The following is a 24,773-nucleotide window of genomic DNA, read 5'->3' on the forward strand; positions in this document are numbered from 1 at the left end:
GAATTTTAATTTTCTATATGTTTTGTGGCCAAAATAGGCCCAATTCTTTCTATGATATTTCCAGCAACTTCAACAGAGGTCCAGCCAGCTGTATTATAAGGTGTGCCTTTTGTAGGTTGTTTTCCATCTTTGTAATAATAAATATACTCACTATTAGTTTTGGGTTCATCTAATAAAACAATTAATGTGTACTTTGGTTTTGAAGTTGGAAATATAGAGGCAAACGTATTAACTTTTAAATTAGAATAACCGCCTAATGTAGTTTTTTGGGCCGTTCCAGTTTTACCACCTACTTCATATCCATCTATGTTAGCTAATTCTGCGGTACCTTCTTTATTTGTAACAATTTTTCGTAGAATTGGATTTAATTTTTCTGAAATGCCTTTCTTAATAATTCTATTTTTATTGTTAATGTCATCCTCATCTCTTTTAATTAAAGTAGGTTTAATATCAAAACCACCATTTGTAATAATTGAATATCCTTTTGCAAGTTGCAACGGTGTTGTAGTTATTCCATGTCCAAAAGAAACAGTGGCTAATTTACATTTTCCCCACTTGAACGGATATGGTTCTCCTACTTCTTCAATATCAAAATCAATTTTATTTAAAACTCCAATTTTTTCTAAAAAAGATTTAAGTTTGTCTATTTCTAACTTTTGTCCAATTCTAACTGATCCTATATTTCCAGATCTAATTAAGATTTCTTCCACTGTTAAATCTGAAGGAATATTATCACTATACTCTCCAATAAGTTGACCAGCACAACGAATTGATTTTGGCAAATCTAAAAACTCAGTATCAATATCTATTAAATCTTGGTTTAATCCAGCAGCAACTGTAAATGTTTTAAAAACTGAGCCTAACTCATAAACACCTTTCGTTGCTCTATTGATAAAATCTAAATCTACAATTTTTTCTCTCTTATTAAGGTCAAAATCGGGATATGAGACCATAGAAATAATTTCTCCATTATTTACATTCATTAAAATCGCAGCCGCACCTTTACTTCTAAAAATTGTATTAAATTTTATAAGCTGTTCTCTAACTAAGAATTGTACATCCGTATCAACAGTTAATTTAAGTGGTTTTTTTTCTTGCCTCAATCTATCATCAAATGATTTCTCAATACCTGATATACCCTGATTATCATCATCTATCTGACCAATAATATGACTAAAAAGATTTTTTTGAGGATAGACTCTAGCCAACTTCTCTTCTGGCACAATTGATTTATCTCCAAGTAACATGATTTTTTCATAATTTTCTAAAGATATTTTTTTTTCAAAATAAAAAAATTTATTTAGATCAATTTTTTTTTCAATTTCTAAATAATTCTTTTTAGGGAATAACAATTTTAAATTTATTAAAAGTTTTTGTTTATCTATTATTTCAACAGGATTAATACCAATATCAATAGAGCTAACAGTTTTGGCTAAATAATTGCCATTTCTATCCATAATATCTGCTCTGTAATTTTTTACATTAGAAGCTGGTGTAACTTTTTTATCTTGTTTTAATGAGCCTAAGTGAAGAAGCTGAATAGAAAATATTATTGAAATAACTAGAAATACAAAAAAGATAAATGCAATTCTATTAAACTCTATGTTGAGATTTGTTTTACTTTTTTTATATGAAAATTTATTTTCATATTCTTCTAAAATTATATTACTTTTCTTGTGAACCATTTTTATCTTTAATTAAGCTATTTGTGACTATTTGATCTTTATTCTCTCTTAATTCTTTAATTTGAGTAATATCTATTTTGATTAAATCTTTTTCAAAATATTGATTTTGATATTGAGTTAACTTTTCTGGAGAAGTCAGGAAATTATATTCTAATAATGCTTCACCAAGTTCTGTTTTTAAAGGCCTAATATTTTCTTTTAATACAAAAATTTTATCTTCAATTTCTTTTGTAGAATTTTTCACAATTGAAGTAGCTAAAACTAATATTAAGATTATTAAAAATGCTATTTTCTTCATAATTTCTGTGAAAAATTTTCAATTTTAATTAAATGATCAAACTTTTCTAGAATATCTGTCTCAAAATCATAAAAATCCTCTTTTTTAATAACGTATCTTAATTTAGCTGATCTAGATTGTGGATTTTCTTTAATTTCTTTTTCACTAGGTACAATAGGTTTCTTATTAGTAGTCTTAAATAAATTCACTTTTTCCTCACCTTTAGGCATGTATCTTGAAACACTTTTGTTTTCAGACATGCTTTTAAAAAAGTATTTTACTATTTTATCTTCAAGTGAATGAAATGTTACTACCGCTATAACTCCATCTTTTTTGACTACTTTGGCTGCATTAATTAATCCATAAATTAGTTCACTTATTTCTTTATTAACAAATATTCTTAATGCTTGAAAAATTTTTGTAGCGCTATGGGTTTTGCTATTATTTTTTCTCTTTGAAGACTCTATTATCCTTACTAGCTCCTCTGTTGTAATTTCTCTTTTAGCTCTATCTTCCACAATATTGTGTGCTATTCGATTGCTGTCTTTTTCTTCACCAAAATACTTAAATATTTGTGCAAGTTCGACTTTGTCTAGAATATTTATTGCCTCTTTGGCTGAAAACTCATTTATTCCCATCCTCATATTGAGTGCACCAACAGTCTCAAAAGAAAGCCCTTTTTTTGGATCCTTTATTTGATTAAGCGAATAACCTAAGTCGAAGATCACTCCTCTTATATTTTCATTTTTAAGCTTTAAATTATTTAACTGGCTAAATTTAATGTTCTTAAATAAAAACCTATCTTCAAAAGAACTTTGAATTATATTTGCTTTTTTTTGACTCTCTAAATCTCTATCTAGTGCAATTACTTTTGTTTCAGCAAAATTTAATATTTTTTTAGAGTATCCACCTTGACCAAAGGTGCAGTCAATAAATGTGCCACCATATTGAGGGGTAATAATGCTAATTAATTCACTTAGCAGTACCGGATAATGACTTCTCACATCTGGTACTATGGTGGCTATCATTTATTTTTTTGAAGACCATTAATTCTTTTGTCTTCTTAAAAATGCTGGAATTTCAAGATCATCATCTTCAGAGTTATTTTCATTATTCTCTGTCGATAAAAAACTATCTGATTCATTTTGTTCATTATCTGAACTAAATAAATCTGGAGCCGCATCTTCATCCACACCAAAGTTTTCAAGTCCATTAGAAGTTTGCTCAGTTTCTAATGGCATATTACTCTCTTCAGTCTCAACTGTGGTATTGAACGCTTCTTCAGTAAAAGATTGCTCATGATCAGCTGTATGATTATTTTCAACAACACTCTCAACCTCTTGAGAGTGTAAATTTTGTTGATTAATCATATCTGAAGTTGATTTATCTAAACTTGGCCCTGCAATAACTTCATTTTCTAACTTCAATGCATTTGCACCATGTGAAATGGGACTAGACATTGTTGGAGAAAAATTAAATGATTGAGCTGAACTAGCACTACCAAAGTCTGAATAACCTGGGTTTCTGTTTTGTATTCTATGAACCATATTAATTACAGATTTACCTTCAGGTTGTTGGCCATCTAGTGATGTTGCCACAATAGATACTCTCATTTTACCATCTAGCTCTGCTGAGGTAATTGCACCAATAATTAATTCTGCTTCTGGATCAACTTCAGCTCTTACTTTATTTACCGCTTCATCAACTTCAAAAAGTTTAAGATCTTTTCCACCAGTGATGTTTACTAATAAACCTTTGGCTCCTTTTAAAGTATAATCATCAATCAATGGATTGCTTATTGCCATCTCTGCAGCTTTTATAGCTCTACCCTCTCCTTCAGCCTCTCCTGTACCCATCATTGCTTTACCCATTGAGGCCATAACAGTTTCAACATCTGCAAAATCCAAGTTGATTAAACCAGGTCTAACCATAAGATCAGTTATACTTTGAACACCATGCATCAAGACATTATTTGAAAGATTAAAAGATTCTTCAAATGTAGTTTGTTCATTTGCAATCTTAAATAAATTTTGATTTGGAATTACAATAATTGTGTCTACATGTTTTCTTAATTCTTCAAGTCCTTGTTGAGCTCTTCTCATTCTTGAAGGGCCTTCATATAGAAATGGTAGTGTAACAACACCAACGGTTAAGATATTCAATTCTTTTGCAGCTCTTGCAATAACATGTGCGGCACCCGTTCCAGTTCCACCACCCATACCTGCAGTTATAAAAACCATATTTGCACCTTGAAGAGTGTTTACAATATCATTTAAAGACTCATCTGCAGCTGCTTGACCAATATCAAGTTTTGCTCCAGCCCCTAAACCTTTAGTTAAATTTAATCCAATTTGAATTCTTGCTTTTGCTTTACTTAATTTCAAATCCTGAGCATCGGTATTGACAGCAATAAACTCCACTCCTTGTAGACCATTATCTATCATTTCATTGATTGCATTTCCTCCTGCCCCACCAACACCTAAAACTAATAATCTTGGTTGTAATTCTTTTATCTCTGGCGCTTTAAAGTTAATTGTCATTTTTATTTCCCCTCATTGTTATTAAAATGTTTTTCCCATTTAAGGCTTGCTCTATTTATGTTTGCTTTTTTTCTAGCTATCACCTTAAATTTTTCAAATGCTGTTGGTTCCCATATTTGGAATGTTTGACCTTGACCAACAAATAACATGCTATTTTTTATTTTTGCGTGTTTTAATAATTTTGTAGATAAAGAAATTCTGCCTTCACTATCGAATTGTAAATTCACACTATCAGATAAAACTGATGTAGAAAAAAAATCTCTATTTTCTTCATAGGGACTTAAAGAGTCTATGCTTGCTGAAAGTTTTTCAATTCTATCTTGTGAGCAAGCTTCAATAGATTGATTATTAAATGATGGATAACAAATAACCCCGTTATATCCTAAATTAGAAAGATGAGATCTAAAACTAGCAGGCACGGACACCCTTCCCTTTTTGTCTATTTTGTTCTCGTAAGTAGATAAAAACATATTTTTTATATTTCATAAATTCCATATTTGGGAATATATGGGATATTATGGGTTTTTAGACATGCTGTCAATATGTTCATTTTAGGCTTATTTGATGAAGTTTATGAACAACTTGTTGTCTATCTCTTTAGAGTTTTAATTCAATTTTTAAGTTTGAAACCAATACAATTGTGGGATTAAAAATAAGAACATAAATGACTCAATTATGAATCAAAAGGTGAACACCTATTTTATTATTAAGCAATAGTTGTGGATAAGTTTGCTAGACGAACTATAAGCCGGGTTCTGTCATTAAAACTTATCATTTCTCTAGACTTAAGATCACTCTTAAGCTCAAGCAACTAACCCTGATGACTAGCCAAAGACGGCTTTTAGTTTTGCAACAATGTCATCTCTACTTAGTCTTGCTCCCAGTGGGGTTTTCCAGCGTTCATTGTTACCAATAGAACCGGTGTGCTCTTACCACACCTTTTCACCCTTGCCATGTTATGGCGGTATATTTTCTGTGGCACTATCCCTAGGGTTTCCCCCGCCAGGTATTACCTGGCACTGTGTCTTTGCGGAGCCCGGACTTTCCTCTTTAATAAAATTAAAGCAATAAGTCGTTCATCTAGCATTTACAATTTATTACTAAACTCAAAAACTTCAAGAAAAATTTATTTAAATTCTCCAACAAGATTTTTACTAATAAGCAAGCATTCTCGATCGATTTTACCATTAACTAATTCTTGTCTAAACCTTCTTTGAAATGCCTTTACTAACTCTCTTGAATATTTTACTCTATTAATATTTAATGGTTTCTTTTTTGAATACCCAATCTTAAATAAATTTTTATAGAAAAAAGTTTCTTCTTCTTCATTTATTTTAAGTTTTCTATTTTTTATCAGTTCTTGCTTATGCTTTAATGTATGCCATATCCCTATATTTTTTTTTGATAAATATTCCCAAGGAAACTTTTCTCCAGGATCTTTCTTTCTTTGTGGGGCTATATCTGAATGTCCTAAAATATTTTTAGGAAGAATATTGTATCTCTTTATTAATGATTTAGTTAATTTTAAAAGTGAAGATATTTGTTTTTGTTTGAATTTTTTATATCCATGCTCATGTCCTGGATTTGTAATTTCAATTCCAATAGAGTTTTGATTTAAAAATTTATAATTTTTCCATGAAGATTTTCCTGCATGCCATGCAATATATAAATCGGGTACCATGTTTATAATCTCTCCATTATTTTTGATAAAATAATGACAGCTAACCTCAGATTGTATATCTGCAAGTCTCCTCAAAGCATCAGATTCGCTTTTCATTCCCGTATAATGAAAAATTATAAATTTGATTTGCTTAGATGATCTTTTCTTTGGATTAAAGTTAGGTGAGTAGTTTAATGCTATCTTTAGAGCCATTTTTGGGTCATATTTATAACTATTTCTAGATTTACATTGAGCTTATATACATTATATAATTAAATAATAATGAAAAATTTTTTATTAACTTCACTAATTAGTTTAATGCTAGTCACCAATGTAAGTGCCGATACTGATGGTGAAAATAATATGTCTAACAAAAATTCAGGTGAAGTAAAAGATTGTTTTGAAAGTGTAAATAGAGCAACTTTTAAATTTAATCAGGTTTTAGATGGTGTTGTTTTTGAACCTCTTGCTAAAGCTTATAGGGTTTTGCCATCTCCAGTAAGAGCTGGAACAAGTAATGCTTTGGACAATCTTTCAACACTTGTAACAATTCCAAACAATCTACTTCAAGGAAATTTTAAAAAAGCTACTGTTAACACTGGTAGATTTATAGTTAATACAACTATTGGAGTTGTTGGAATATTTGATGTCGCAGAAAAAGTAGGTTTTCCAGAATATGAAAAAGAAGACTATGGTCAAACACTTGGTGTTATGGGTGTTGGTGAAGGATGTTATGTAGTGCTCCCTGTTTTGGGGCCTTCAAATGTAAGAGACACAGTTGGTTCATTGGCGAACTTAATGGGAGGTGATGCATGGTATAATGTTACTGTTGCAAATGACACTCAACACTTTTCTGATTTTGATTATTATGCGACAAGAGCAGGTGCTGGAATTGATTTTAGAGCAAAAAATATAGAGTCTTTTGATAACCTAGAAAAAAACTCAATAGATTTTTATGCATCTGTTAGAAGTTTATATCTACAAGATAGACAACAAAAAATTGCAAACTCAAATGCAATAACTGAAACCCAAAACGATAGTGATTGGGAAGAAATAGAAACTCAGTAAAAAAATAAAACTTAATGAGATTAAAAAAGTTTTTAATATTTTCTTTTATCATAATAAATTTTGTTAGCTTTAATCAATCCTATTCGATGGAACCTGATATATTTGTGCAATCAACGGTAAATAGAGCTTCAGAAGCTTTAGATAATAAATATTCAAAAGAAGAAAAAATAGAGAAGTTAAAACAGATCGCAATTGAAACTGTTGATATAATTGGAATTGGTTCTTACACTTTAGGCTCTTATAGAAAAAATATGAGTGAAAGTGAAATAAGTGAATATGAAAGACTTTTTAAGCAATATTTTTTAAAGAGCTTTTCTAGTAGATTGGCAGAGTATTCAAATCCTGAAATAGAAGTTGTGTCTAAAGAAAAGTTAAGTGAAAAATATACAATGGTTTCTAGTAAATTAGTTGCAACCGATCAAAGACCAGAGATTAAAATTGATTGGAGAATTTATACAAAAAATCCTGAAAACCCTCTAATTAGAGATTTAATTATTGAGGGCTTGAGTCTTGCAAGAACTCAGAAGGAAGAATTTTCATCTATCATCCAAAGTAACAACGGAGATATTAATGGTCTTTTTTCTACTTTAAAAGAATTCGTTAAATAATTTTTTGTAAAAAAAGATTATTTATTGGTGGGCCCGCCAGGACTCGAACCTGGGACCAATACATTATGAGTGTACTGCTCTAACCAACTGAGCTACAGGCCCTGAAAATTAAACTTTAATTATATTATAATGCAACCGATGTCTAGTATAGGTAAAAATAATGAGAATGGTGGGACTGGTTGGTTACGCTCCAACTACCCCTGCAATGTCAATGCAGTACTCTACTATTGAGCTACAGTCCCATAAATATAATTTATCTATTAATTTTTAATTTAATCTAAATACATTAGTTTTGTTTCCAGCAGCATACATAATAGATAAGTTTATCCAAAAAATAGTTAAATTGTAATCTGCAAAAAACGCACCACTGGGTAGCAATGGAATAAATGAGGTTAACAAAAATGTTAAACAACCTAATTGTAGGTAATTTTTAGAGTCAAGAATAATCCTAATTTTACTTAATATTAGACTAAATAAAATTAAAATTAAGATCAAGGCCCCCACAATTCCATGTTCCGCCAAAAACTCAAAATATAGCTGATGAGGATGGGTGCTACAAAAATATTTGGGATTTTTTTCATTTGTGCACGTCTCTAATCTATAATTTTTATTTCCTACACCAAAAATTTTATATTTTTTAAAAACCTCAAATCCAGATTGATAAAGAGCAATATATACATTTTTATTTGCTACTCTCTCTATGCTAATTTCATTATTAGTCTGAAAAATAGAAATTATTGGTTTAAAAAATTGACCACCATATCTTAATTTTAAAAAATTAGAGGTATTAAACAAAGATATAAATATTAAAACTAATAATAAAACTGAAATTATTTTTTCTTTAAATTTGAAATGATCATTCAAAAAATAAAATAAAAAAAAACCTAGAATTGCCTTAATCGAATTTGATCTTTCACCTGTCAATATTATTGCAGTAATGAAAAAAATAGTTAAAATTAAGATAATATATTTATACTTATTCATTATTTTATCATTTAAATAAAATAGAAATCCAATAATAATTAGATAAAATCCATTAATATAACCGCCTACAATTGGCTCATCCTTGAAAAAACTTACTATTCGTGATCCATAATCTTCACCATAGCCGAGTATATTTGTTCCAGATATAATTTCTATATAAGCATCTAGAGATAAAAAAGATAGGGTAAGGGCCCATATTACCAAAACTCTATTTGCAAAATCCTTATTGTAAAAAAAATAATTAAATGCCAAAAAAAGTATTCCAAATCTAATAAATCCAAGATTTCTAAGTGCACTCATTGAAAAATCTTTTGCTATAATGGAATTAAAAATTAAATATAAATAGAGCAGTATAATAAGTTTAACGTTTTTATTAGATAAAAACTTAAAATCTTTTTTGAATAAAATAAAAAAAATGAACGAAATATCAATTAGCAGAATATTAAACAAAGAAAAAGCGGATCCAATAATCATAGATGCAGGTATGAAAGAAAATAAAACAAGGAAATAAGAATTATGAATTTTACTGTTCATTTAATTAATTTAATACTCTATTAAATATTAAAAATAAATAAGATCTACCTTATGTTAATAAATAGATTGGTTTATTTAGCTTTCTAAAAAGCTTTTTAGTTGTTTGGATCTACTTGGGTGTTTTAACTTTCTAAGAGCTTTTGCTTCAATCTGTCGAATACGTTCTCTAGTCACTGAAAACTGAAGTCCTACTTCTTCAAGAGTATGATCTGTATTCATTCCAACACCAAATCTCATTCTAAGAACTCTTTCTTCTCTTGGTGTTAGTGTTGATAAAATCTTAGTAGTTGCCTCACTTAAATTTGATTTAATAGCTTGTTCTAGTGGCGCTAATGCTTTTGTATCTTCAATAAAATCTCCTAAACTACTATCTTCTTCATCGCCTACTGGCTTTTCAAGTGAAACTGGTTCTTTTGATATCTTTAAAACTTTTCTAACTTTATCTAATGGCATTCTTAATTTTTTTGCTAATTCCTCTGGTGTCGCCTCTCTACCAAACTCACTTAAAATTAGTCTTTGTGTTCTAACAATTTTATTAATGGTTTCAATCATATGAACTGGAATTCTAATCGTTCGCGCTTGGTCAGCGATAGATCTTGTAATCGCTTGTCTTATCCACCATGTGGCATATGTTGAAAATTTATATCCCCTTCTATATTCAAATTTATCTACTGCCTTCATAAGACCGATGTTTCCTTCTTGAATAAGATCTAAGAATTGAAGTCCTCTATTAGTATATTTTTTGGCAATAGAGATTACTAATCTCAAGTTAGCTTCAACCATTTCTTTTTTTGCAATTCTAGATTCTTTTTCACCCTTTTGAATTCTACTTACTAATTTTTTATAATCTGTAACTGAGATCCCAAGCTTATGACTAATCTCAATTAATCTTTCTCTAATATTTTTAAATTCATCTTTGTTTTTTGAAAAAAACTGTTTCCACATGGGATTGGTATCAAGAAATTTTTTAAGATTTGGATTAATTTCATTGCCTATATAAAACTTAATAAATTCATTTCTTGGAATTTTTTGATCCATTGCAAGTCTCAAAAGATTTCCCTCTAAAGAAACAATCTTTTTATTTTCTACATAATGTTTTTGAACTAATTCTTCTAATACAGATGGAGATAACTGAAGAGATTTAATATTTTCTAAAATATCACTTACAATTTTGTCATAGCCTTTTTCTTTGGCAGTTGAAAAACTGCCTGAATTTAAAATACAATCTAATTTCTCTTTTTGATATTTAATTAATTTTGCGTACTCTTTTGTTAGAGTGTTAACAGTTTTTAAAACCTTTGGTTTAATTTCAGTTTCCATTGCAGCAAGTGTAGGATTAAATTCATCATCATCATTGCTATCTTCATTTTTATCTGTTTCACCTGAATTTCTTTGTTTAGCACTAGGACCTGTATTTTCGTCCTCCATATAATTTGTATCAATATCAATAATTTCTCTTACTAGAATTTCATCCTTTTGAAGTTTTTCATCCCACTCAACAAATTGCTGTGCTGTAATTGGGCTTTGTGCTAATGCAATAAGCATCACATCTTTTCCAGCTTCTATTCTTTTAGCAATTGCAATTTCACCTTCACGAGATAAAAGTTCTACTCCTCCCATCTCCCTTAAATACATTCTTATAGGATCATCACTCTTTTCAATAGTTTTGCCTTCTTCTTTAGAGGAGTTTTCTTTTTTTCTTAAAACTTTAAAATCTGATTTTTTTTCTACTAGAGAAACGCTCTCGTCAAGAATGTGCATGAAGGCCTGTTCTAAATTTTCATTAGAAAGATTTCTTTTACCTAGAGATTTGTTTAACTCATCAAAAGTTATAAATCCTCTATGGGTTCCTCTACCCATAAGTCTAGCAAATGATTTTGTAATTATTCTTTCCACAATCGTATATATTTGAGAAGTCTTATATAAGCGCAATTTTAGAAAAATCCATGTATTTTTTGTTGGATTTAATTGATATTTTTTTGCTTTTTAAGCTCTCTTAATTCATTGAAAGTACTTTCGCTTAAATCCTTTGAAAATTTCGATTCTAGCTCTTCAATTCTAAACTCTAAATCGTAATTTTTGAGATCTCTTGAAACCTCATCTAATAATTCAAACATCTTTTCTTGATTATTTTGATGACTATTTAAAATATGCTTGATGGAAGCAAACTTGAAAATTTTTTCTATTAATTGTGGATCAATAGGAATTTGCTCAAGCGTAAGTTTCTCTCCACTTTTTAACTTTGATAAAAGAGTTTCATAGATCAATTTATTTTCATCACTGAACAATCTAATATTTTCAATTAAGTGAATATTTTCTTGAAAAATATCTAAGTTATTTAATATCAGATAAAGTAATGAAAACTCTTTAAGTTCTACCCCGCTTAATGATTTACTTTCATTGAAATATTTTTGTGTTGATTGTAAAGACTTAATCTTTTTTGTATAAAACTGTTTTTTACCTACGTTACTATGAGGTGTTAAAGATGAGATTTTTTCTAAGAAAAACTCAAGCACATATTTTTTAATAAAATCATCTTTAATGGTTCGCGCAATAGATCTTAATTTTTTTTCAAAAATTGCCATTGATGAAGGATTATTATCAGTTTGTTGTTTGTAGTGATTAAATATGAATTGATGAATAGAAATTTTTGCTTGTTTGGTAAAATCTATAAAATTAGCTTTACCATTTTTGTTTGCATAACTATCTGGGTCTTCTCCATCTGGTAAAAAAAGAAATGAGATTTGTTTTTCAGGCTGTAATTCTTTTATTGAATTTTCAGCTGCTCTAAGTGCTGCTTTATATCCACTTTCATCTCCATCAAAACAAATAATTATGTCATCAAAAAATTGATTTAAAATTAAAATTTGTCTGTCAGTTAATGAGGTTCCAAGGTTTGCAACAACGTTTTCTATTCCATTTTTACTTAAGCCAACAACATCCATGTAACCTTCAACAAGATACACGTGATCAATTTTATTGGATAATTTTCGAGCTAAATCTAAATTATATAAGTTAGAACCTTTTTTAAAAAAAGGAGTCTCTGGAGAATTTATATATTTTGCACCATAACTATTTTCATTAATGGTTCTTCCTCCCAATCCAATAGGCTGACCGGAAATATTATTTATTGGAAATATAATTCTATCTCTAAATCTTTCTATATAGGTATTTTTTTTTTCATCTAAATAAAAAAGACCACTTTCTGCTAATATTTTTTCACTAAATTGATCTTTTAACTTTTCATAAAAGTTAGAATTTCTTTCAACAAATCCAATTTTAAAATTTTTTACCTCATCTTTGCTAAGGTTTCTTTTTTTTAAATAGTCTCTTGCAATAGTTAAACTTTCATTTTTTAAAATTTCATCATGATAAAATTCGACATATTGATTATAAATTGAAGAATACTCTTGCCAATTTTTCTCTCTTTCCTCATCTTGTTTAGAAAATGTGTATGGTCTCATCCCAGCAAGATTAGCTAGAGATTTTACAGCTTCACCAAATTTTAAATTTTGAGTTTTCATTACAAAATCAAAAATATTTCCGTGTTCTGATGTCGCAAAACAATGATAGAATTCTTTTTCATCATTGACCGTAAAAGATGGTGTTTTTTCTGTCTTAAATGGTGATAGACCAACAAATTCTTTGCCTCTTTTTTTTAAGCTAACTGATTTTGAGACAACTGTTGAAACTTTTAAACGAGTTTTAATTTCGTCTAAGTATTCTTTGGGATATTTCATTATTTATTTAATAATTCTTTAAGCAATGGTCCAGCTTTAGCAAAGTCTAAGTTGTCAGGATAAGACTTTTTAAGCTCACCCATCACTTTGCCCATATCTTTAATCGATGCTGCTCCTAATTTGCTTATTGTATCAACGCATATTTTTTTAGTTTCTTCGTCATTTAATTGCTTAGGCAAAAAACTAGATAATAGTTCAAATTCGTTTTGCTCCACTTCTAATAAATCTTTTCTATCGTTCTTTTTATAGATCTCTATTGATTCGGTTCTTTGTTTGATCATTTTCTTCAAAAGTTTCTTGATGTCCTCATCGTCTGTTTCTTTTTTGTCAGGTCCAGATCGATTAACAATATCAAGATCTTTAATTGAAGATAAAATTAACCTATAGGTTGATATTTCTGTCTTATTTTTTGCTTTTAAAGAATTTTTATAGTTAGTTTCAATTTTTTCTTTCAATGTCATAATATTTTTTAATCTACTGCAAAGTAAAAATTCTTCAAAAGAAAAATTGTTTTTTTATAATTTTATAATACATCTCTGTTGCGGTAATTAAGGTTTTATTGTATTAACCTTTAACTCATGAGTTGTAATTGATCAAAAAAGCAAAAAAAACTAGCTCAAAAAAAATCTCTCAGATTCCCACAGGCATTTTAGTTCTTGATAATAAAACAATCTTTAAAGGTATTGGTATTGGATATCAGGGAACTGCGACTGGTGAGGTTTGTTTCAACACTTCCTTAACAGGATATCAAGAAATTATCTCAGATCCATCTTATGCCGGACAAATCATTAATTTTACGTTCCCTCACATTGGTAATGTTGGAACTAATAAAGAGGATTTAGAGTCTGATAAGGTTTGGACTAAAGGTGTAATTTTTAATTCTGAAATAACAAGTCCTTCTAATTACAGATCTTTCGTTAACTTGGACATGTGGTTAAAAAAAAATAAAATTGTAGGGATCACTGGACTTGATACTAGAAGTTTAACTAATTTTATTAGAGATAAAGGTGCTCCAAAGGGAACAATTTCTTTTTCTAAAAACGGTAATTTTAATATAAGCAAATTAATTAACATTACTAACAAATGGAGTGGATTAAATAATTTAGATTTAGCAGAACAGGTTACTACTAAAAAAAGTTATATTTGGTCAGGGTTTAAGACTTGGAAAAAAGAAACTGGTTATTTAAAAAATAAGAAAAATTCATTACATGTTGTTGCTATTGATTATGGAATAAAAAAAAATATCTTAAGATATTTTTCAGATCTAAACTGTAAAGTAACTGTTGTTTCTTGCAAAACTAGTGCAAAAGATATTTTAAAGCTAAAACCAAATGGTATCTTTTTATCTAATGGCCCTGGAGATCCTGCGGCAACTGGAAAATATGCTATCGAAATTATAAAAGAATTAATCAATAAAAATTTACCTATTTTTGGTATTTGTCTAGGTCATCAAATTCTTGCGCTAACTCTTGGTGCAAAAACAAAAAAAATGAAATTAGGTCATAGAGGAGCTAACCATCCTGTAAAAAATCTACTTAAAGATAATGTGGAAATTACAAGTCAAAACCATGGTTTTGAAATTGTAAGAGCAACGCTTCCTAAAAATATTGAAGTCACTCATAAATCTTTATTTGATAATTGTATTGAGGGAATTAGATTAAAAAATAAACCAGTTTTCTCTGTTCAGTATCATCCTGAATCAAATCCAGGGCCACAAGATAGTGTTTATTTATTCAAAGAATTTTTTAATAACATGAAAAAAAATGCCAAAAAGAAAAGATCTTAAAACTATATTAGTTGTTGGTGCTGGACCAATAATCATAGGTCAAGCTTGTGAGTTTGATTACTCCGGTACGCAAGCTTGTAAAGCACTTAAAGATGAGGGTTATAAAGTTATCTTAATCAATTCTAATCCTGCAACTATTATGACAGACCCGGGTGTGGCTGATAAAACTTATATTGAGCCGATAACTTTAGAGGTGCTTGAAAAAATTCTTAAAAAAGAAAAACCAGATGCAATTTTACCAACCATGGGTGGTCAAACAGCTCTGAACTTAGCAATGGCCGCTGAAAAAAAAGGTATTTTAAAGAAATATAAAATCGAACTTATTGGTGCAAATTCTAAAGCAATATCCAATGCTGAGGATAGAAAAAAGTTTAGAAAAAATATGTTGGATATAGGTTTAGACCTTCCAAAATCTAAAGTTGTAAATCATGTTAGAGACGCTGCAAAGGTTTTAAAACAAATTGGGCTACCTGCAATAATTAGACCAGCTTTTACTCTAGGAGGACTGGGTGGAGGAATTGCAAAAACAGAAAAAGAATATTTTAAAATAGTTAAAGATGGTTTGCATGAGTCCCCTGTTAGTCAAATTTTAATAGAAGAGTGCCTTGAAGGTTGGAAAGAGTTTGAAATGGAAGTTGTCAGAGATAAAAAAGATAACTGCATTATTATTTGTTCAATTGAGAATATTGATCCAATGGGAATTCACACTGGAGACTCGATTACAGTTGCACCTGCACTAACCCTTACTGATAAAGAATATCAAGTGATGAGAAATGCTTCTATTGCTTGTCTTAGAAAAATTGGAGTAGAAACAGGTGGATCGAACGTGCAATTTGCAATCAATCCTAAAGACGGCAGGATGGTTATCATAGAAATGAATCCAAGAGTTTCAAGATCTTCAGCCCTTGCTTCTAAGGCAACTGGATTTCCAATAGCAAAAGTTGCTGCCAAACTGGCTATCGGTTACACGCTTGATGAATTGAAAAATGAAATTACCAAAACAACCCCTGCCTCATTTGAGCCAAGTATTGACTATGTTGTAACAAAAATTCCACGATTTACATTTGAAAAATTCTCAACATCTGAGGCAATTCTTGGGACATCAATGAAATCTGTTGGTGAAGCGATGGCAATTGGTAGAAACTTTAAAGAGTCTTTACAAAAAGCTTTAGTTTCTCTTGAAATTGGCTTTTCAGGTCTTGATCGTATTTTTCCATTAAACAAAAAACAAATTGAAAAAGAATTAAGAAAAAATATTCCAAACAGAATACTGTTAGCTGCAGAAGCATTTAGAAAAAAAATAAATATCAAAAGAATTCATCAACTTTGTAAAATAGATCCTTGGTTTTTAGAGCAGATAAAAGAAATTGTTGATGAGGAAAACCAAATTCAAAGAAAAGGTCTACCTAAAGATTACAATGAATTTAATAGAATTAAGTCCATAGGTTTTTCAGATAAAAAATTATCTGAAATCACTAAAATTCCTGAAGACCTTATTAGAAAAAAAAGAACTGCTTTAAAAGTATTACCAGTTTACAAAAAAGTAGATACCTGTGCTGCTGAATTTAAATCTTTCACCCCTTATATGTATTCAACATATCAAAGAAACTATGCTTTAAATTCAGAGTGTGAGGCAGACCCCTCTTCTAGAAAAAAAATAATAATTTTAGGTGGCGGACCAAATCGTATAGGTCAAGGTATTGAATTTGACTATTGTTGTTGTCAGGCAAGTTATGCACTTAAAGAAAGTGGCTTTGAAACTATAATGATTAACTGTAATCCAGAAACAGTTTCAACGGATTACGATACTAGTGACAGACTATATTTTGAACCTCTAAAAGAGGAGTATGTTTTTAATATTATTAAAAAAGAACAACAAAAGGGAAACCTTGTAGGAATCATTGCTCAGTTTGGTGGACAAACTCCTATAAGACTTGCTAAATTTTTACATGACAACAGGCTGCCAATTTTAGGTACTCAATACACATCCATAGATCTTGCTGAAGATAGAGATAGATTTAGTAAATTACTTGATAAATTAAGATTAAAACAAGCAGAAAGTGGTATCGCTCAGAATTACAAACAAGCTATTCAAATTGCTGAAAAAATTGGACTGCCTTTAATGGTAAGACCATCCTATGTATTAGGTGGTAGAGCAATGGAGATTGTCTACGAAAAAAGTCAGCTTAAAAATTTTGTAGAAGAAGCTTTTAAGGCTGCAGAAGAAAATCCAATACTAATAGATAAGTTTATAAGTCACGCAATGGAAGTGGATGTAGATGCCATATCAGATGGAAAAGAAGTTTATGTGGCAGGAATTATGCAACACATTGAAGAAGCCGGAATTCACTCAGGGGACTCTGCTTGTTGCCTTCCCCCTGTATCAATTAAACCTAAGCTAATCGCTGAAATAGAAATTCAAACTAAAAAATTAGCCATAGCATTAAAAGTAAAAGGTTTCATGAATATTCAATTCGCTATTAAAAATGATGAAATTTATGTAATTGAAGTTAATCCGAGAGCTAGTCGAACTGTTCCCTTTGTCTCTAAAGCTAAAGGATTGCCACTTGCAAAAATTGCCTCAAGGGTGATGGCTGGAGAAAGGTTATCTAAGTTCAATTTAAAGAGTAAAAATAAAAATTTATTTGCTGTCAAAGAAGCAGTTTTCCCTTTCAATAAATTTCCAAACAGTGATGTTTTATTAGGCCCTGAAATGAAATCTACGGGAGAAGTGATGGGGTTTGATAAAGATTTTGGAATGGCTTATGCAAAAAGCCAAATCGCTGCATCAAATTCACTACCCACAAGAGGCTTAGCGTTTATTTCTTTAAAAGATGGTCATAAGGATGAAGGAGTTGATTTAGCAAAACAACTCTTAAAGTTAAATTTTACTTTATGTGGAACTGGTGGTACCGCAGAGTACATTCGTAAGCATGGAATGAAATGTAAAACCATCAATAAAGTTAGTGGGGGATCACCACACATTGTTGATGTGTTAAATTCTGGAAAAATTGCATTAGTGATTAATACAGGGGGCGGAAATAGTGAACACCGTCTTCATGATGCAATGGCTTTAAGAAGAGCGACCCTGGTTAATAAAGTTCCTTATTGTACAAACATGTCTACTGCTCAAGCTTGCTTAATGGGAATTAGATCTTTAAAGACAAAAGAGATTACAGTTACAGCACTTCAAGATATTTAACGTGAAGACAGTCCAGTATTTGCAATACTAAAAATCATATCTTCGTAACTCATATCAAGGTTTAAAACACACGATCTATAGAAATAACCTGTTCGTAGACCTGGCATTAAATTAGGTGCTTTTTGCTAATTCTATGCGAAAATTAGACTAGGCTACTTTCCAATCAGTTGGGAAAGTTACATAGTTAACCTGAAGGCATCTTCTTTCTTTAACTATTTTTTTCTTCTCCATGCCATGCCAAGTATTAGGTCCACTTGAAAAGAGATAGCCATAATTGTTTTTATACGGAACTGTTTTAACTTTCTCTAATTTTTCATTATAAAAATCAGTGCCAAGCTCTTCAGATTCGTTGGCATTATTAACAAAAATTAAGCCTGACAATAGTTTTTCTTTGATATCACAGTGAGGTTTTAACCAGAACCCTTCCCTATCACAAATAACCTCAACTCTAACGTATGAATTAGACAAATCTTTATTGATCATTTTTGAAATAACTTCATGAGTTTCTTTTGATTGAAGCTCGTTAATAAATTTAACTAAATTTGGAAATTGTTTTTCATTTTCTTTTGTAACAAAACATCTAAATTTAATAGCTTGGCCACCAGATGCGTTACCTTCTCTAAATTCAGCAGCACCTCCATCTATTGCTCGTGTGCCATCATAATTTAAATCATGTTCCCTAACATCAGGTATATCTGCAGTTATAATTTCTTGAATTGCTCCATCGGTTAATACATTGGTATATTCCCAGTGTGTAAAGGGTGTGTCATGTTTTTTTGCGTTATTTTGAATTGAATTTAAAAATGACATTATTGTTTAATTTTGTGATTTATTATTTTTGCTACTCTATTCGTTTCATCAAGCTTTTGATAGTTCCAATTTTCTAAATCTTCTCCTAAATTTCTAGTTATATTCAACTCTTTAAATAAATTTCTGAATTTTTGAAAACGATTGTCATTTTTCTTAGGCTCAATATTTGCAATATAAATTGGCTTTCCTGTTAGTGCTGCTTCTGAAATCATTGAACTAGAATCGCATGTTACAACAATATATTCGGAAATTGCTAATGCTGATAAATAAGCTTTTTTGTCCACATCATCAATAACAGTATGATTTTCTCCAAAAAATTCTTTGGCATAATTAATAATATTTTTTGGTGTCCTCATCGATGGAATAACTACTAACTGAAAATTATTATTTTCTACTAAGGTTTTTAAATTAGTAAAAATTTTTTCAACATTTTCAGTCGAATAGTCATAATATTTAGTTGGGCCACCAATAATTAGGGTTATAATTTTTCTTTGATCTTTTTTAATAAATGAATCAAGATAGTTTTTATTTGTTAGAATTTCTTCTTTTGTTAAATAGTGTATTGCTCCTTTTGTATTAATTACATTTTCTCCAGTAATTCCGTCATGCTCAGGTGCTACAATGAAATCAAAGTTTTTAAAATTTACTTTTGGATTTTGAATATGAATATTAATAACTTTTTTATTAGAATTCTTTTTTAAGTGAATGGATGGGATTACACTTTTTCTACCACATGAAATAATTACGTCAAAGTCAGATGATATTATTTTTTTATAAACATTGCTTGAAACTGGTGTTAGCTTCGGTGGAAATAATTTCCAAAAACTATTAAGTTCAATCTTCTCGTGTATAAAATCTAGATCAAGAGCTTTGGCTAAGCCTTCAACTTGACTAATCATGCCATGCATACCCTCTGTCAATAATAACCCTTTTAATTTTATCATTTATCCTTATATAACTTCTGCATGAGTGAAAATCCAACTAAACACACAAAAGTGTTAATAATAGGGTCAGGTCCAGCTGGCTATACAGCTGCTGTATATGCAGCAAGAGCAATGTTAAGTCCTGTTTTAGTTTACGGTTCTGCACCTGGTGGACAATTAACTACAACAACAGATGTTGAAAATTATCCAGGATTTTCAGATGTAATTCAGGGTCCATGGTTAATGGATCAAATGAGAGATCAGGCTAAAGCTGTTGGAACAGAAATGATTGAAGATCATATCTCATCAGTAAATTTAAAATCTACGCCCTTTGAAGCTATAGGTGATAGTGGTCAAAAATATACTGCAGATAGCATAATTATTTCTACTGGTGCTCAAGCAAGATGGTTAAATTTAGAATCTGAACAAAAATTTAGAGGCTTTGGTGTATCTGCTTGTGCCACTTGTGATGGTTTTTTCTTTAAAGAGAAAGTTGTGGCAGTTGTTGGTGGTGGTAATGCTGCAGTTGAAGAGGCAATGTTTCTTACAAAATTTGCATCTAAAGTAAAACTAATTCATAGAAGAGATGAATTAAGAGCTGAAAAGATGCTTCAAAAGAAATTAATGGAAAATAAAAAAATTGAAATTATTTGGGATAGTGCTGTTGATGAAGTTATTGGGGATAACGAACCTAAAAATGTTAAAGCCATTAAGATTAAAAATTTAAAAACTAATAAAGTTGAAGAAATGAAAATTGATGGTTTATTTATTGCAATTGGTCATGATCCAGCAACTGCTTTATTTAAAGAACAATTAGATATGGATAAAGAAGGTTATTTAATAACAAAACCAGATTCTACCGAAACCAATGTCCCTGGAGTTTATGCTGCAGGAGACGTTAAAGATAAAACTTTTAGACAAGCTGTAACCGCTGCTGGAATGGGTTGTATGGCAGCATTAGAAGCCGAAAAATTCCTATCTCACTAAACTTAAATATTCACTATCTTAGAGATTTCTTTTTTTCTACCTAAGCTCCATTTTTTTAAAGCAGATATTATTGGTATTGCTGAATTACCGAATTCACTTAACTTATATTCTACATTTTGAGATTTATTAATAATTTTAACAACCAAACCATCTTTTCTCATTTCATCAAGTTTTCTTGCCAACACTTGTGGACTGATATTATTTACTAATCTTTTAAGCTCATTAAATCTTATTTTCTTACTTTCATAGACTCTTGCAATAATAAAAATTTTCCATTTCCCTCCTAATAATTTCATAACGTTTGAAAAAGGACATGATTGTTTTTGATTATTTTTTTCCATATCTCTTTTGTAAACTAATAACAAAAAATGACCAGTCATGATTTAAGTAACTTTTAAGTGACTAGTAAACTTATAATTAGTTGATAAAAAATTATTTATGTCCATATGTAACAAAACAAAAATTTAATTAAAAGGAATAACAGAATGACAAATAAAGTATTATTAACTGGAATAAGTGGCTGGATAGCAAAACATATAGCAATTGAATTATTAAATTCTGGATATGAAGTTTTAGGAACTGTTAGAAGTCAAAATTCATTAGATGAAACAAAGAAAACTCTAAGCGAATATGTTTCAACAGATAAATTGTCATTTGTTGAATTGGACTTATTAAAAGATGATGGTTGGGTTGAGGCTGCTAAAGATTGTAAATATATTATACATACTGCTTCTCCCTACCCTATGAAAAGTTCAAGAAATAGGGAAGCTTTGGTTCCAGCTGCTAAAGGTGGCGCATTAAGAGTTTTAAATGCTGGTATAGAGGCTAATGTTGAAAAAATAATTCTTACTTCGTCAATAGCTGCTATGTTTAAAAAACCTAATAGAACAAATCCATATACTTTTGGGGAAAATGATTGGTCAGATACTGATTGGAGTGGATCGTATGACTACATTGTATCAAAAACTAAAGCTGAAAAAGTTGCCTGGGAATTAATGGAAAGTAAAGGATTGAAAGATAAATTAACTGTTATTAATCCAGGAGGAGTTTTTGGTGATGCTTTAGATAAAAAAACAAATACCTCAACTAGCTATGTTGAGCTTTTCCTTAAAGGAAAATATCCAATGGCCCCAGATTTTGGAATATTGATTTCTGATGTAAAAGATGTAGCAAGAGCACATGTTTTATCTATTAAAAACTCCAAAGTTAATGGAAGACGATTGATTATTGGTTCAGAAGTAAAAAAAATGCTTGAACTTTCTAAAATTATGCAAGAAGCATTTCCAAAGTATGCAAAAAAATTACCAAATAAAGAAATGCCAATTTTTATGGCTAAATTAATTAGCTACTTTGACTCTTCTGTAAGAAAGTTGTTGCCTGATCTTGGAATTTTAATGCAGACTGACACTTCATATTCTGAAGATTTATTGGGTATGAAATTTAAACCTGCAAAAGATAGTATTATAGATGCTGGAAATTCTGTAATTAGACTTGGAATGGTTTAAGATTTTAATCGATCATTATTTTTATCAAAGGCAGGTTCATTAATTATTTTTGCTTTGACTTTTTCTCCTTGAATTTCGATAAATAATTTATTTCCTATTTTTGCATATTCAGGCTTAACATATGCAAAAGCTAAACTTTTTTTAACTCTAAAACCATAAGCTCCTGATGTAGTAAGACCTACCTTTTTGCTATCAAAATATACAGGTTCATTCCCATGGGCATCAGCATCTTTTGCTTCAACCTCAAGATATACTAACTTTGTTTCTATTCCATTTTTTAATAGTTTTGTAATCGCTTTAGACCCTTTAAATTCATTTTTCTTTTCAAGATTAAAAAATTTATCAAGACCTGCTTCTACAACACTAATTTCAGGAGTAAGCTCAGCTCCCCACCCTCTATATCCTTTTTCAATTCTCATAGAATTCATTGCTCGAGTTCCAAAATCAATAATATTTTCTTTTTCACCTTCTTTAATAATAAGATCATAAATTTCGCTCATCTTTTCCATTGGATGGTGGAGTTCCCAACCTAATTCACCCATGTAATTAACTCTGAGAGCAATTATATCTACATTATTAATCTTTATATTCTTAGATTTTAACCATGGAAAATTTTCATTGCTCAAATCTGTATCAGTTAATTTTTCAAGTACATTCCTAGATTTAGGTCCTATTAAACCTAAAACTCCTTTTTCAAGAGATAAATTTTTTATTGTTACCCTCTCACCCTCTAACTTGTTATGATTGAACCAATCTAAATCTCTTATTTCAGAGATTGCTGCAGACAAGGCATAATAATGATTATCTTTTAACTTTGTGACTGTTAATTCAGTTTGAATTCTACCAATGTCATTTAAAACATGAGTTAAAACAATACTACCATCTTTTTTTGGAATCTTATTTGAGCATAATCTATCTAAAAATTGATAACTATCCTCACCTATTATTTCGAATTTAGAAAAGGTACTTAAGTCAATCACACCAACGTTATTATGAACATGCTCACATTCATTTTTAATAAATTGAAAAACATTATTTCTCTTATAGCTCAAAACTTCTTTAATATTTTCTTTGTTAAACCAATCAGGTTTTTCCCATCCATATAAATCAAAATATTCTGCACCTTTATCTTTAAGTTTTTTATATATTGGTGTTGTTTTCATTGGCCTGCCGATTTCAATTTTATCGTGAGGCATTGGGGTAACATACATTCTTCGATATTGTTCTTTTGATTTTTCAATAGAGTACTCTTTATTTACCCAGCTCATATAACGTCTTGGTTCAAATTCTTGCATATTAATTTCAGAATCTCCATGAACAATCCATTGAGCCATATACTTACCTGCTCCACCTCCATGAGCTATGCCGATGCTCGCAGCACAAAACATCCAGAAATTTTTGAGACCAGGCGCAGGACCTGCTAAAAAATTATCATCAGGTGTGTGGGTAATTGGACCACATATTATTTTTTTTATACCAACATCTTTAAATTCTGGAATTCTATCCATGCCTCTTTCTAGGTGATCTGCAATTCTATCTAAATCTGGTTCTAGTAATTCCATATCAAATTTCCAATCCATTCCATCTAAGGCCCATGCAGCTACATCTTTTTCATATGGACCTATTAATAATCCTTTGCCCTCTTGTCTTAAGTATGATGAAGAGTCTGGATCTCTAACTACAGGTAATTCTTTGTCTAATTTTTCTATTTCTGGATGGGCTTCTGTAACCAAATATTGATGAACCATATTGATGCTAGGTACATTTTTTAATCCTACCATTGCAGCTACTTCAGGGCAAAAACTTCCAGCAGCATTAACAACATGTTCACAAACTATATCTCCTTTTTCTGTAATCACTTTCCATTCATCTGAGGATGTTTTTTTAATATCGGTTACTCTATTGTTTCTGTATATTTTAGCTCCTCCATTCCTAGCACCTTTAGCCATTGCATTAGTAGTACTAGTAGGATCTGTATAACCATCTTCAGAAGTATAAAATGCTCCTTTAATTCCATCGAGTTTTATAAATGGATGATGCTTGTGAATCTCTTCTGTTCCAATAATTGAGCATGGAGCCCCAACTATATCTAATATTCCTTTAGTATAATTAAACCATTCTAAATCATCATCCGTGTATGCAAGTCTTAGACTGCCAGTTTCATGAAATCCTGTTGGTTGCTCAGTTTCTTTTTCTAAATTTTTATAAAGATTAGTTGAATGAAGATGAATTTTTGCAAGATTTAAACTTGTTAACATATGAGGACATTGACCTGCTGCATGCCAGGTAGAACCTGAAGTAAGTTCACTTTTTTCAATTAAAACTACATCACTCCATCCTTCTTTAGTTAAGTGATATAGAAGACTTACTCCCATTATACCACCTCCAATAATAACTAGTTTGGCATGTGACTGAATTTTATCCATATGTTTTAAGTCTAATATAGATTTGTTGATAAATAATC

General features: G+C 30.1%; 20 protein-coding genes, 2 tRNA genes and 1 other RNA gene. 6 read left to right on the forward strand and 17 right to left on the reverse strand.

The features are described 5' to 3' along the window. Positions 1-5: 5 nt before the first annotated feature. The 7 genes from AC5SLL_RS05025 to AC5SLL_RS05055 form a co-directional block, all read right to left on the reverse strand. On the reverse strand, positions 6-1,685 hold the full coding sequence (locus tag AC5SLL_RS05025; protein ID WP_494586329.1) for a peptidoglycan D,D-transpeptidase FtsI family protein: 1,680 nt from the start codon (positions 1,683-1,685) through the stop codon (positions 6-8). After that, the gene (locus tag AC5SLL_RS05030) at positions 1,666-1,983 is read right to left on the reverse strand and encodes a cell division protein FtsL (protein WP_494586330.1); all 318 of its coding nucleotides are present in this window, start codon (positions 1,981-1,983) and stop codon (positions 1,666-1,668) included. The genes AC5SLL_RS05025 and AC5SLL_RS05030 overlap by 20 nt, the downstream gene beginning before the upstream one ends. Continuing rightward, complete coding sequence (rsmH, locus tag AC5SLL_RS05035; RefSeq protein WP_494586331.1) at positions 1,980-2,990, reverse strand: 16S rRNA (cytosine(1402)-N(4))-methyltransferase RsmH; 1,011 nt, start codon at positions 2,988-2,990, stop codon at positions 1,980-1,982. The genes AC5SLL_RS05030 and rsmH overlap by 4 nt, the downstream gene beginning before the upstream one ends. 18 nt (positions 2,991-3,008) lie before the next feature. Then, a complete protein-coding gene (gene ftsZ, locus AC5SLL_RS05040; protein ID WP_494586332.1) occupies positions 3,009-4,502 on the reverse strand; it encodes a cell division protein FtsZ in 1,494 nt (497 codons plus the stop codon). 2 nt (positions 4,503-4,504) lie between these two features. After that, positions 4,505-4,972, reverse strand: coding sequence for a division/cell wall cluster transcriptional repressor MraZ (gene mraZ, locus AC5SLL_RS05045; RefSeq protein ID WP_494586333.1), 468 nt, complete (start codon positions 4,970-4,972; stop codon positions 4,505-4,507). A 258-nt stretch (positions 4,973-5,230) separates the two neighbouring features. Continuing rightward, an RNA gene (gene rnpB, locus AC5SLL_RS05050) (RNase P RNA component class A) lies at positions 5,231-5,586 on the reverse strand. 42 nt (positions 5,587-5,628) lie between these two features. Continuing rightward, positions 5,629-6,375 (reverse strand): N-acetylmuramoyl-L-alanine amidase, encoded by a 747-nt coding sequence (locus tag AC5SLL_RS05055; RefSeq protein WP_494586334.1) that lies wholly within the window; start codon positions 6,373-6,375, stop codon positions 5,629-5,631. 69 nt (positions 6,376-6,444) lie between these two features. Between AC5SLL_RS05055 and AC5SLL_RS05060 the strand changes: the two genes are divergently transcribed. Together AC5SLL_RS05060 and AC5SLL_RS05065 are read left to right on the forward strand one after the other, a co-directional pair. After that, a complete protein-coding gene (locus AC5SLL_RS05060; protein ID WP_494586335.1) occupies positions 6,445-7,230 on the forward strand; it encodes an MlaA family lipoprotein in 786 nt (261 codons plus the stop codon). Positions 7,231-7,244: 14 nt separating this feature from the next. Then, the gene (locus tag AC5SLL_RS05065) at positions 7,245-7,838 is read left to right on the forward strand and encodes an MlaC/ttg2D family ABC transporter substrate-binding protein (RefSeq protein ID WP_494586336.1); all 594 of its coding nucleotides are present in this window, start codon (positions 7,245-7,247) and stop codon (positions 7,836-7,838) included. A 25-nt stretch (positions 7,839-7,863) separates the two neighbouring features. Here AC5SLL_RS05065 and AC5SLL_RS05070 read toward each other — a convergent pair. The 6 genes from AC5SLL_RS05070 to AC5SLL_RS05095 form a co-directional block, all read right to left on the reverse strand. Beyond that, positions 7,864-7,940, reverse strand: a tRNA-Ile gene (locus AC5SLL_RS05070). Positions 7,941-8,005: 65 nt separating this feature from the next. Next, positions 8,006-8,080 (reverse strand) — tRNA-Val (locus AC5SLL_RS05075). Between the two features lie 25 nt (positions 8,081-8,105). Further along, positions 8,106-9,122 carry an O-antigen ligase family protein gene (locus AC5SLL_RS05080; RefSeq protein ID WP_494586337.1) on the reverse strand — a complete coding sequence of 339 codons (1,017 nt, stop codon included), beginning with the start codon at positions 9,120-9,122 and terminating at the stop codon, positions 8,106-8,108. A gap of 309 nt (positions 9,123-9,431) precedes the next feature. Then, complete coding sequence (gene rpoD, locus AC5SLL_RS05085) at positions 9,432-11,252, reverse strand: RNA polymerase sigma factor RpoD (protein ID WP_494586338.1); 1,821 nt, start codon at positions 11,250-11,252, stop codon at positions 9,432-9,434. A 68-nt stretch (positions 11,253-11,320) separates the two neighbouring features. After that, positions 11,321-13,096, reverse strand: a complete 1,776-nt coding sequence (dnaG, locus tag AC5SLL_RS05090; RefSeq protein ID WP_494586339.1) for a DNA primase — start codon at positions 13,094-13,096, stop codon at positions 11,321-11,323. Further along, the gene (locus AC5SLL_RS05095; protein WP_494572877.1) at positions 13,096-13,557 is read right to left on the reverse strand and encodes a GatB/YqeY domain-containing protein; all 462 of its coding nucleotides are present in this window, start codon (positions 13,555-13,557) and stop codon (positions 13,096-13,098) included. The genes dnaG and AC5SLL_RS05095 overlap by 1 nt, the downstream gene beginning before the upstream one ends. 128 nt (positions 13,558-13,685) lie before the next feature. On the opposite strand from AC5SLL_RS05095, the gene carA reads away from it, so the two are divergent. Both carA and carB read left to right on the forward strand, forming a co-directional pair. Then, the gene (carA, locus tag AC5SLL_RS05100) at positions 13,686-14,882 is read left to right on the forward strand and encodes a glutamine-hydrolyzing carbamoyl-phosphate synthase small subunit (RefSeq protein WP_494586340.1); all 1,197 of its coding nucleotides are present in this window, start codon (positions 13,686-13,688) and stop codon (positions 14,880-14,882) included. Next, positions 14,860-18,084: a carbamoyl-phosphate synthase large subunit gene (gene carB, locus AC5SLL_RS05105; protein ID WP_494586341.1), complete on the forward strand. Its 3,225-nt coding sequence runs from the start codon at positions 14,860-14,862 to the stop codon at positions 18,082-18,084. Before carA ends, carB begins: the two co-directional genes overlap by 23 nt. A gap of 147 nt (positions 18,085-18,231) precedes the next feature. On the opposite strand, the gene AC5SLL_RS05110 is transcribed toward carB, so the two are convergent. Together AC5SLL_RS05110 and AC5SLL_RS05115 are read right to left on the reverse strand one after the other, a co-directional pair. Continuing rightward, entirely contained in the window at positions 18,232-18,894 is a 663-nt protein-coding gene (locus AC5SLL_RS05110) for a hypothetical protein (RefSeq protein ID WP_494572880.1), read from the reverse strand. Then, positions 18,894-19,838: a mitochondrial fission ELM1 family protein gene (locus tag AC5SLL_RS05115; protein WP_494572881.1), complete on the reverse strand. Its 945-nt coding sequence runs from the start codon at positions 19,836-19,838 to the stop codon at positions 18,894-18,896. Before AC5SLL_RS05115 ends, AC5SLL_RS05110 begins: the two co-directional genes overlap by 1 nt. A gap of 21 nt (positions 19,839-19,859) precedes the next feature. Between AC5SLL_RS05115 and trxB the strand changes: the two genes are divergently transcribed. After that, positions 19,860-20,804, forward strand: a complete 945-nt coding sequence (trxB, locus tag AC5SLL_RS05120; RefSeq protein WP_494586342.1) for a thioredoxin-disulfide reductase — start codon at positions 19,860-19,862, stop codon at positions 20,802-20,804. Between the two features lie 2 nt (positions 20,805-20,806). On the opposite strand, the gene AC5SLL_RS05125 is transcribed toward trxB, so the two are convergent. Further along, entirely contained in the window at positions 20,807-21,184 is a 378-nt protein-coding gene (locus AC5SLL_RS05125; protein ID WP_494586343.1) for a winged helix-turn-helix transcriptional regulator, read from the reverse strand. A gap of 105 nt (positions 21,185-21,289) precedes the next feature. Here AC5SLL_RS05125 and AC5SLL_RS05130 point away from each other — a divergent pair, with 105 nt between their 5' ends. Next, complete coding sequence (locus AC5SLL_RS05130) at positions 21,290-22,309, forward strand: NAD-dependent epimerase/dehydratase family protein (protein WP_494586344.1); 1,020 nt, start codon at positions 21,290-21,292, stop codon at positions 22,307-22,309. On the opposite strand, the gene AC5SLL_RS05135 is transcribed toward AC5SLL_RS05130, so the two are convergent. After that, positions 22,306-24,735: an FAD-dependent oxidoreductase gene (locus AC5SLL_RS05135; RefSeq protein ID WP_494572883.1), complete on the reverse strand. Its 2,430-nt coding sequence runs from the start codon at positions 24,733-24,735 to the stop codon at positions 22,306-22,308. The genes AC5SLL_RS05130 and AC5SLL_RS05135 overlap by 4 nt on opposite strands. Positions 24,736-24,773 lie beyond the last annotated feature (38 nt).

It is taken from the genome of Candidatus Pelagibacter sp. PS_43 (genome assembly GCF_059417795.1).

Coding starts and splice junctions, on each gene's coding strand:
- dnaG (WP_494586339.1), bottom strand. CDS start 13,096: ATGAAATATCCCAAAGAATACTTAGACGAAATTAAAACTCGTTTAAAA.
- rsmH (WP_494586331.1), bottom strand. CDS start 2,990: ATGATAGCCACCATAGTACCAGATGTGAGAAGTCATTATCCGGTACTG.
- AC5SLL_RS05125 (WP_494586343.1), bottom strand. CDS start 21,184: ATGACTGGTCATTTTTTGTTATTAGTTTACAAAAGAGATATGGAAAAA.
- AC5SLL_RS05060 (WP_494586335.1), top strand. CDS start 6,445: ATGAAAAATTTTTTATTAACTTCACTAATTAGTTTAATGCTAGTCACC.
- mraZ (WP_494586333.1), bottom strand. CDS start 4,972: ATGTTTTTATCTACTTACGAGAACAAAATAGACAAAAAGGGAAGGGTG.
- AC5SLL_RS05025 (WP_494586329.1), bottom strand. CDS start 1,685: ATGGTTCACAAGAAAAGTAATATAATTTTAGAAGAATATGAAAATAAA.
- AC5SLL_RS05055 (WP_494586334.1), bottom strand. CDS start 6,375: ATGGCTCTAAAGATAGCATTAAACTACTCACCTAACTTTAATCCAAAG.
- AC5SLL_RS05095 (WP_494572877.1), bottom strand. CDS start 13,557: ATGACATTGAAAGAAAAAATTGAAACTAACTATAAAAATTCTTTAAAA.
- AC5SLL_RS05065 (WP_494586336.1), top strand. CDS start 7,245: ATGAGATTAAAAAAGTTTTTAATATTTTCTTTTATCATAATAAATTTT.
- AC5SLL_RS05110 (WP_494572880.1), bottom strand. CDS start 18,894: ATGTCATTTTTAAATTCAATTCAAAATAACGCAAAAAAACATGACACA.
- carB (WP_494586341.1), top strand. CDS start 14,860: ATGCCAAAAAGAAAAGATCTTAAAACTATATTAGTTGTTGGTGCTGGA.
- AC5SLL_RS05130 (WP_494586344.1), top strand. CDS start 21,290: ATGACAAATAAAGTATTATTAACTGGAATAAGTGGCTGGATAGCAAAA.
- trxB (WP_494586342.1), top strand. CDS start 19,860: ATGAGTGAAAATCCAACTAAACACACAAAAGTGTTAATAATAGGGTCA.
- AC5SLL_RS05135 (WP_494572883.1), bottom strand. CDS start 24,735: ATGGATAAAATTCAGTCACATGCCAAACTAGTTATTATTGGAGGTGGT.
- AC5SLL_RS05080 (WP_494586337.1), bottom strand. CDS start 9,122: ATGAGTGCACTTAGAAATCTTGGATTTATTAGATTTGGAATACTTTTT.
- AC5SLL_RS05030 (WP_494586330.1), bottom strand. CDS start 1,983: ATGAAGAAAATAGCATTTTTAATAATCTTAATATTAGTTTTAGCTACT.
- ftsZ (WP_494586332.1), bottom strand. CDS start 4,502: ATGACAATTAACTTTAAAGCGCCAGAGATAAAAGAATTACAACCAAGA.
- AC5SLL_RS05115 (WP_494572881.1), bottom strand. CDS start 19,838: ATGATAAAATTAAAAGGGTTATTATTGACAGAGGGTATGCATGGCATG.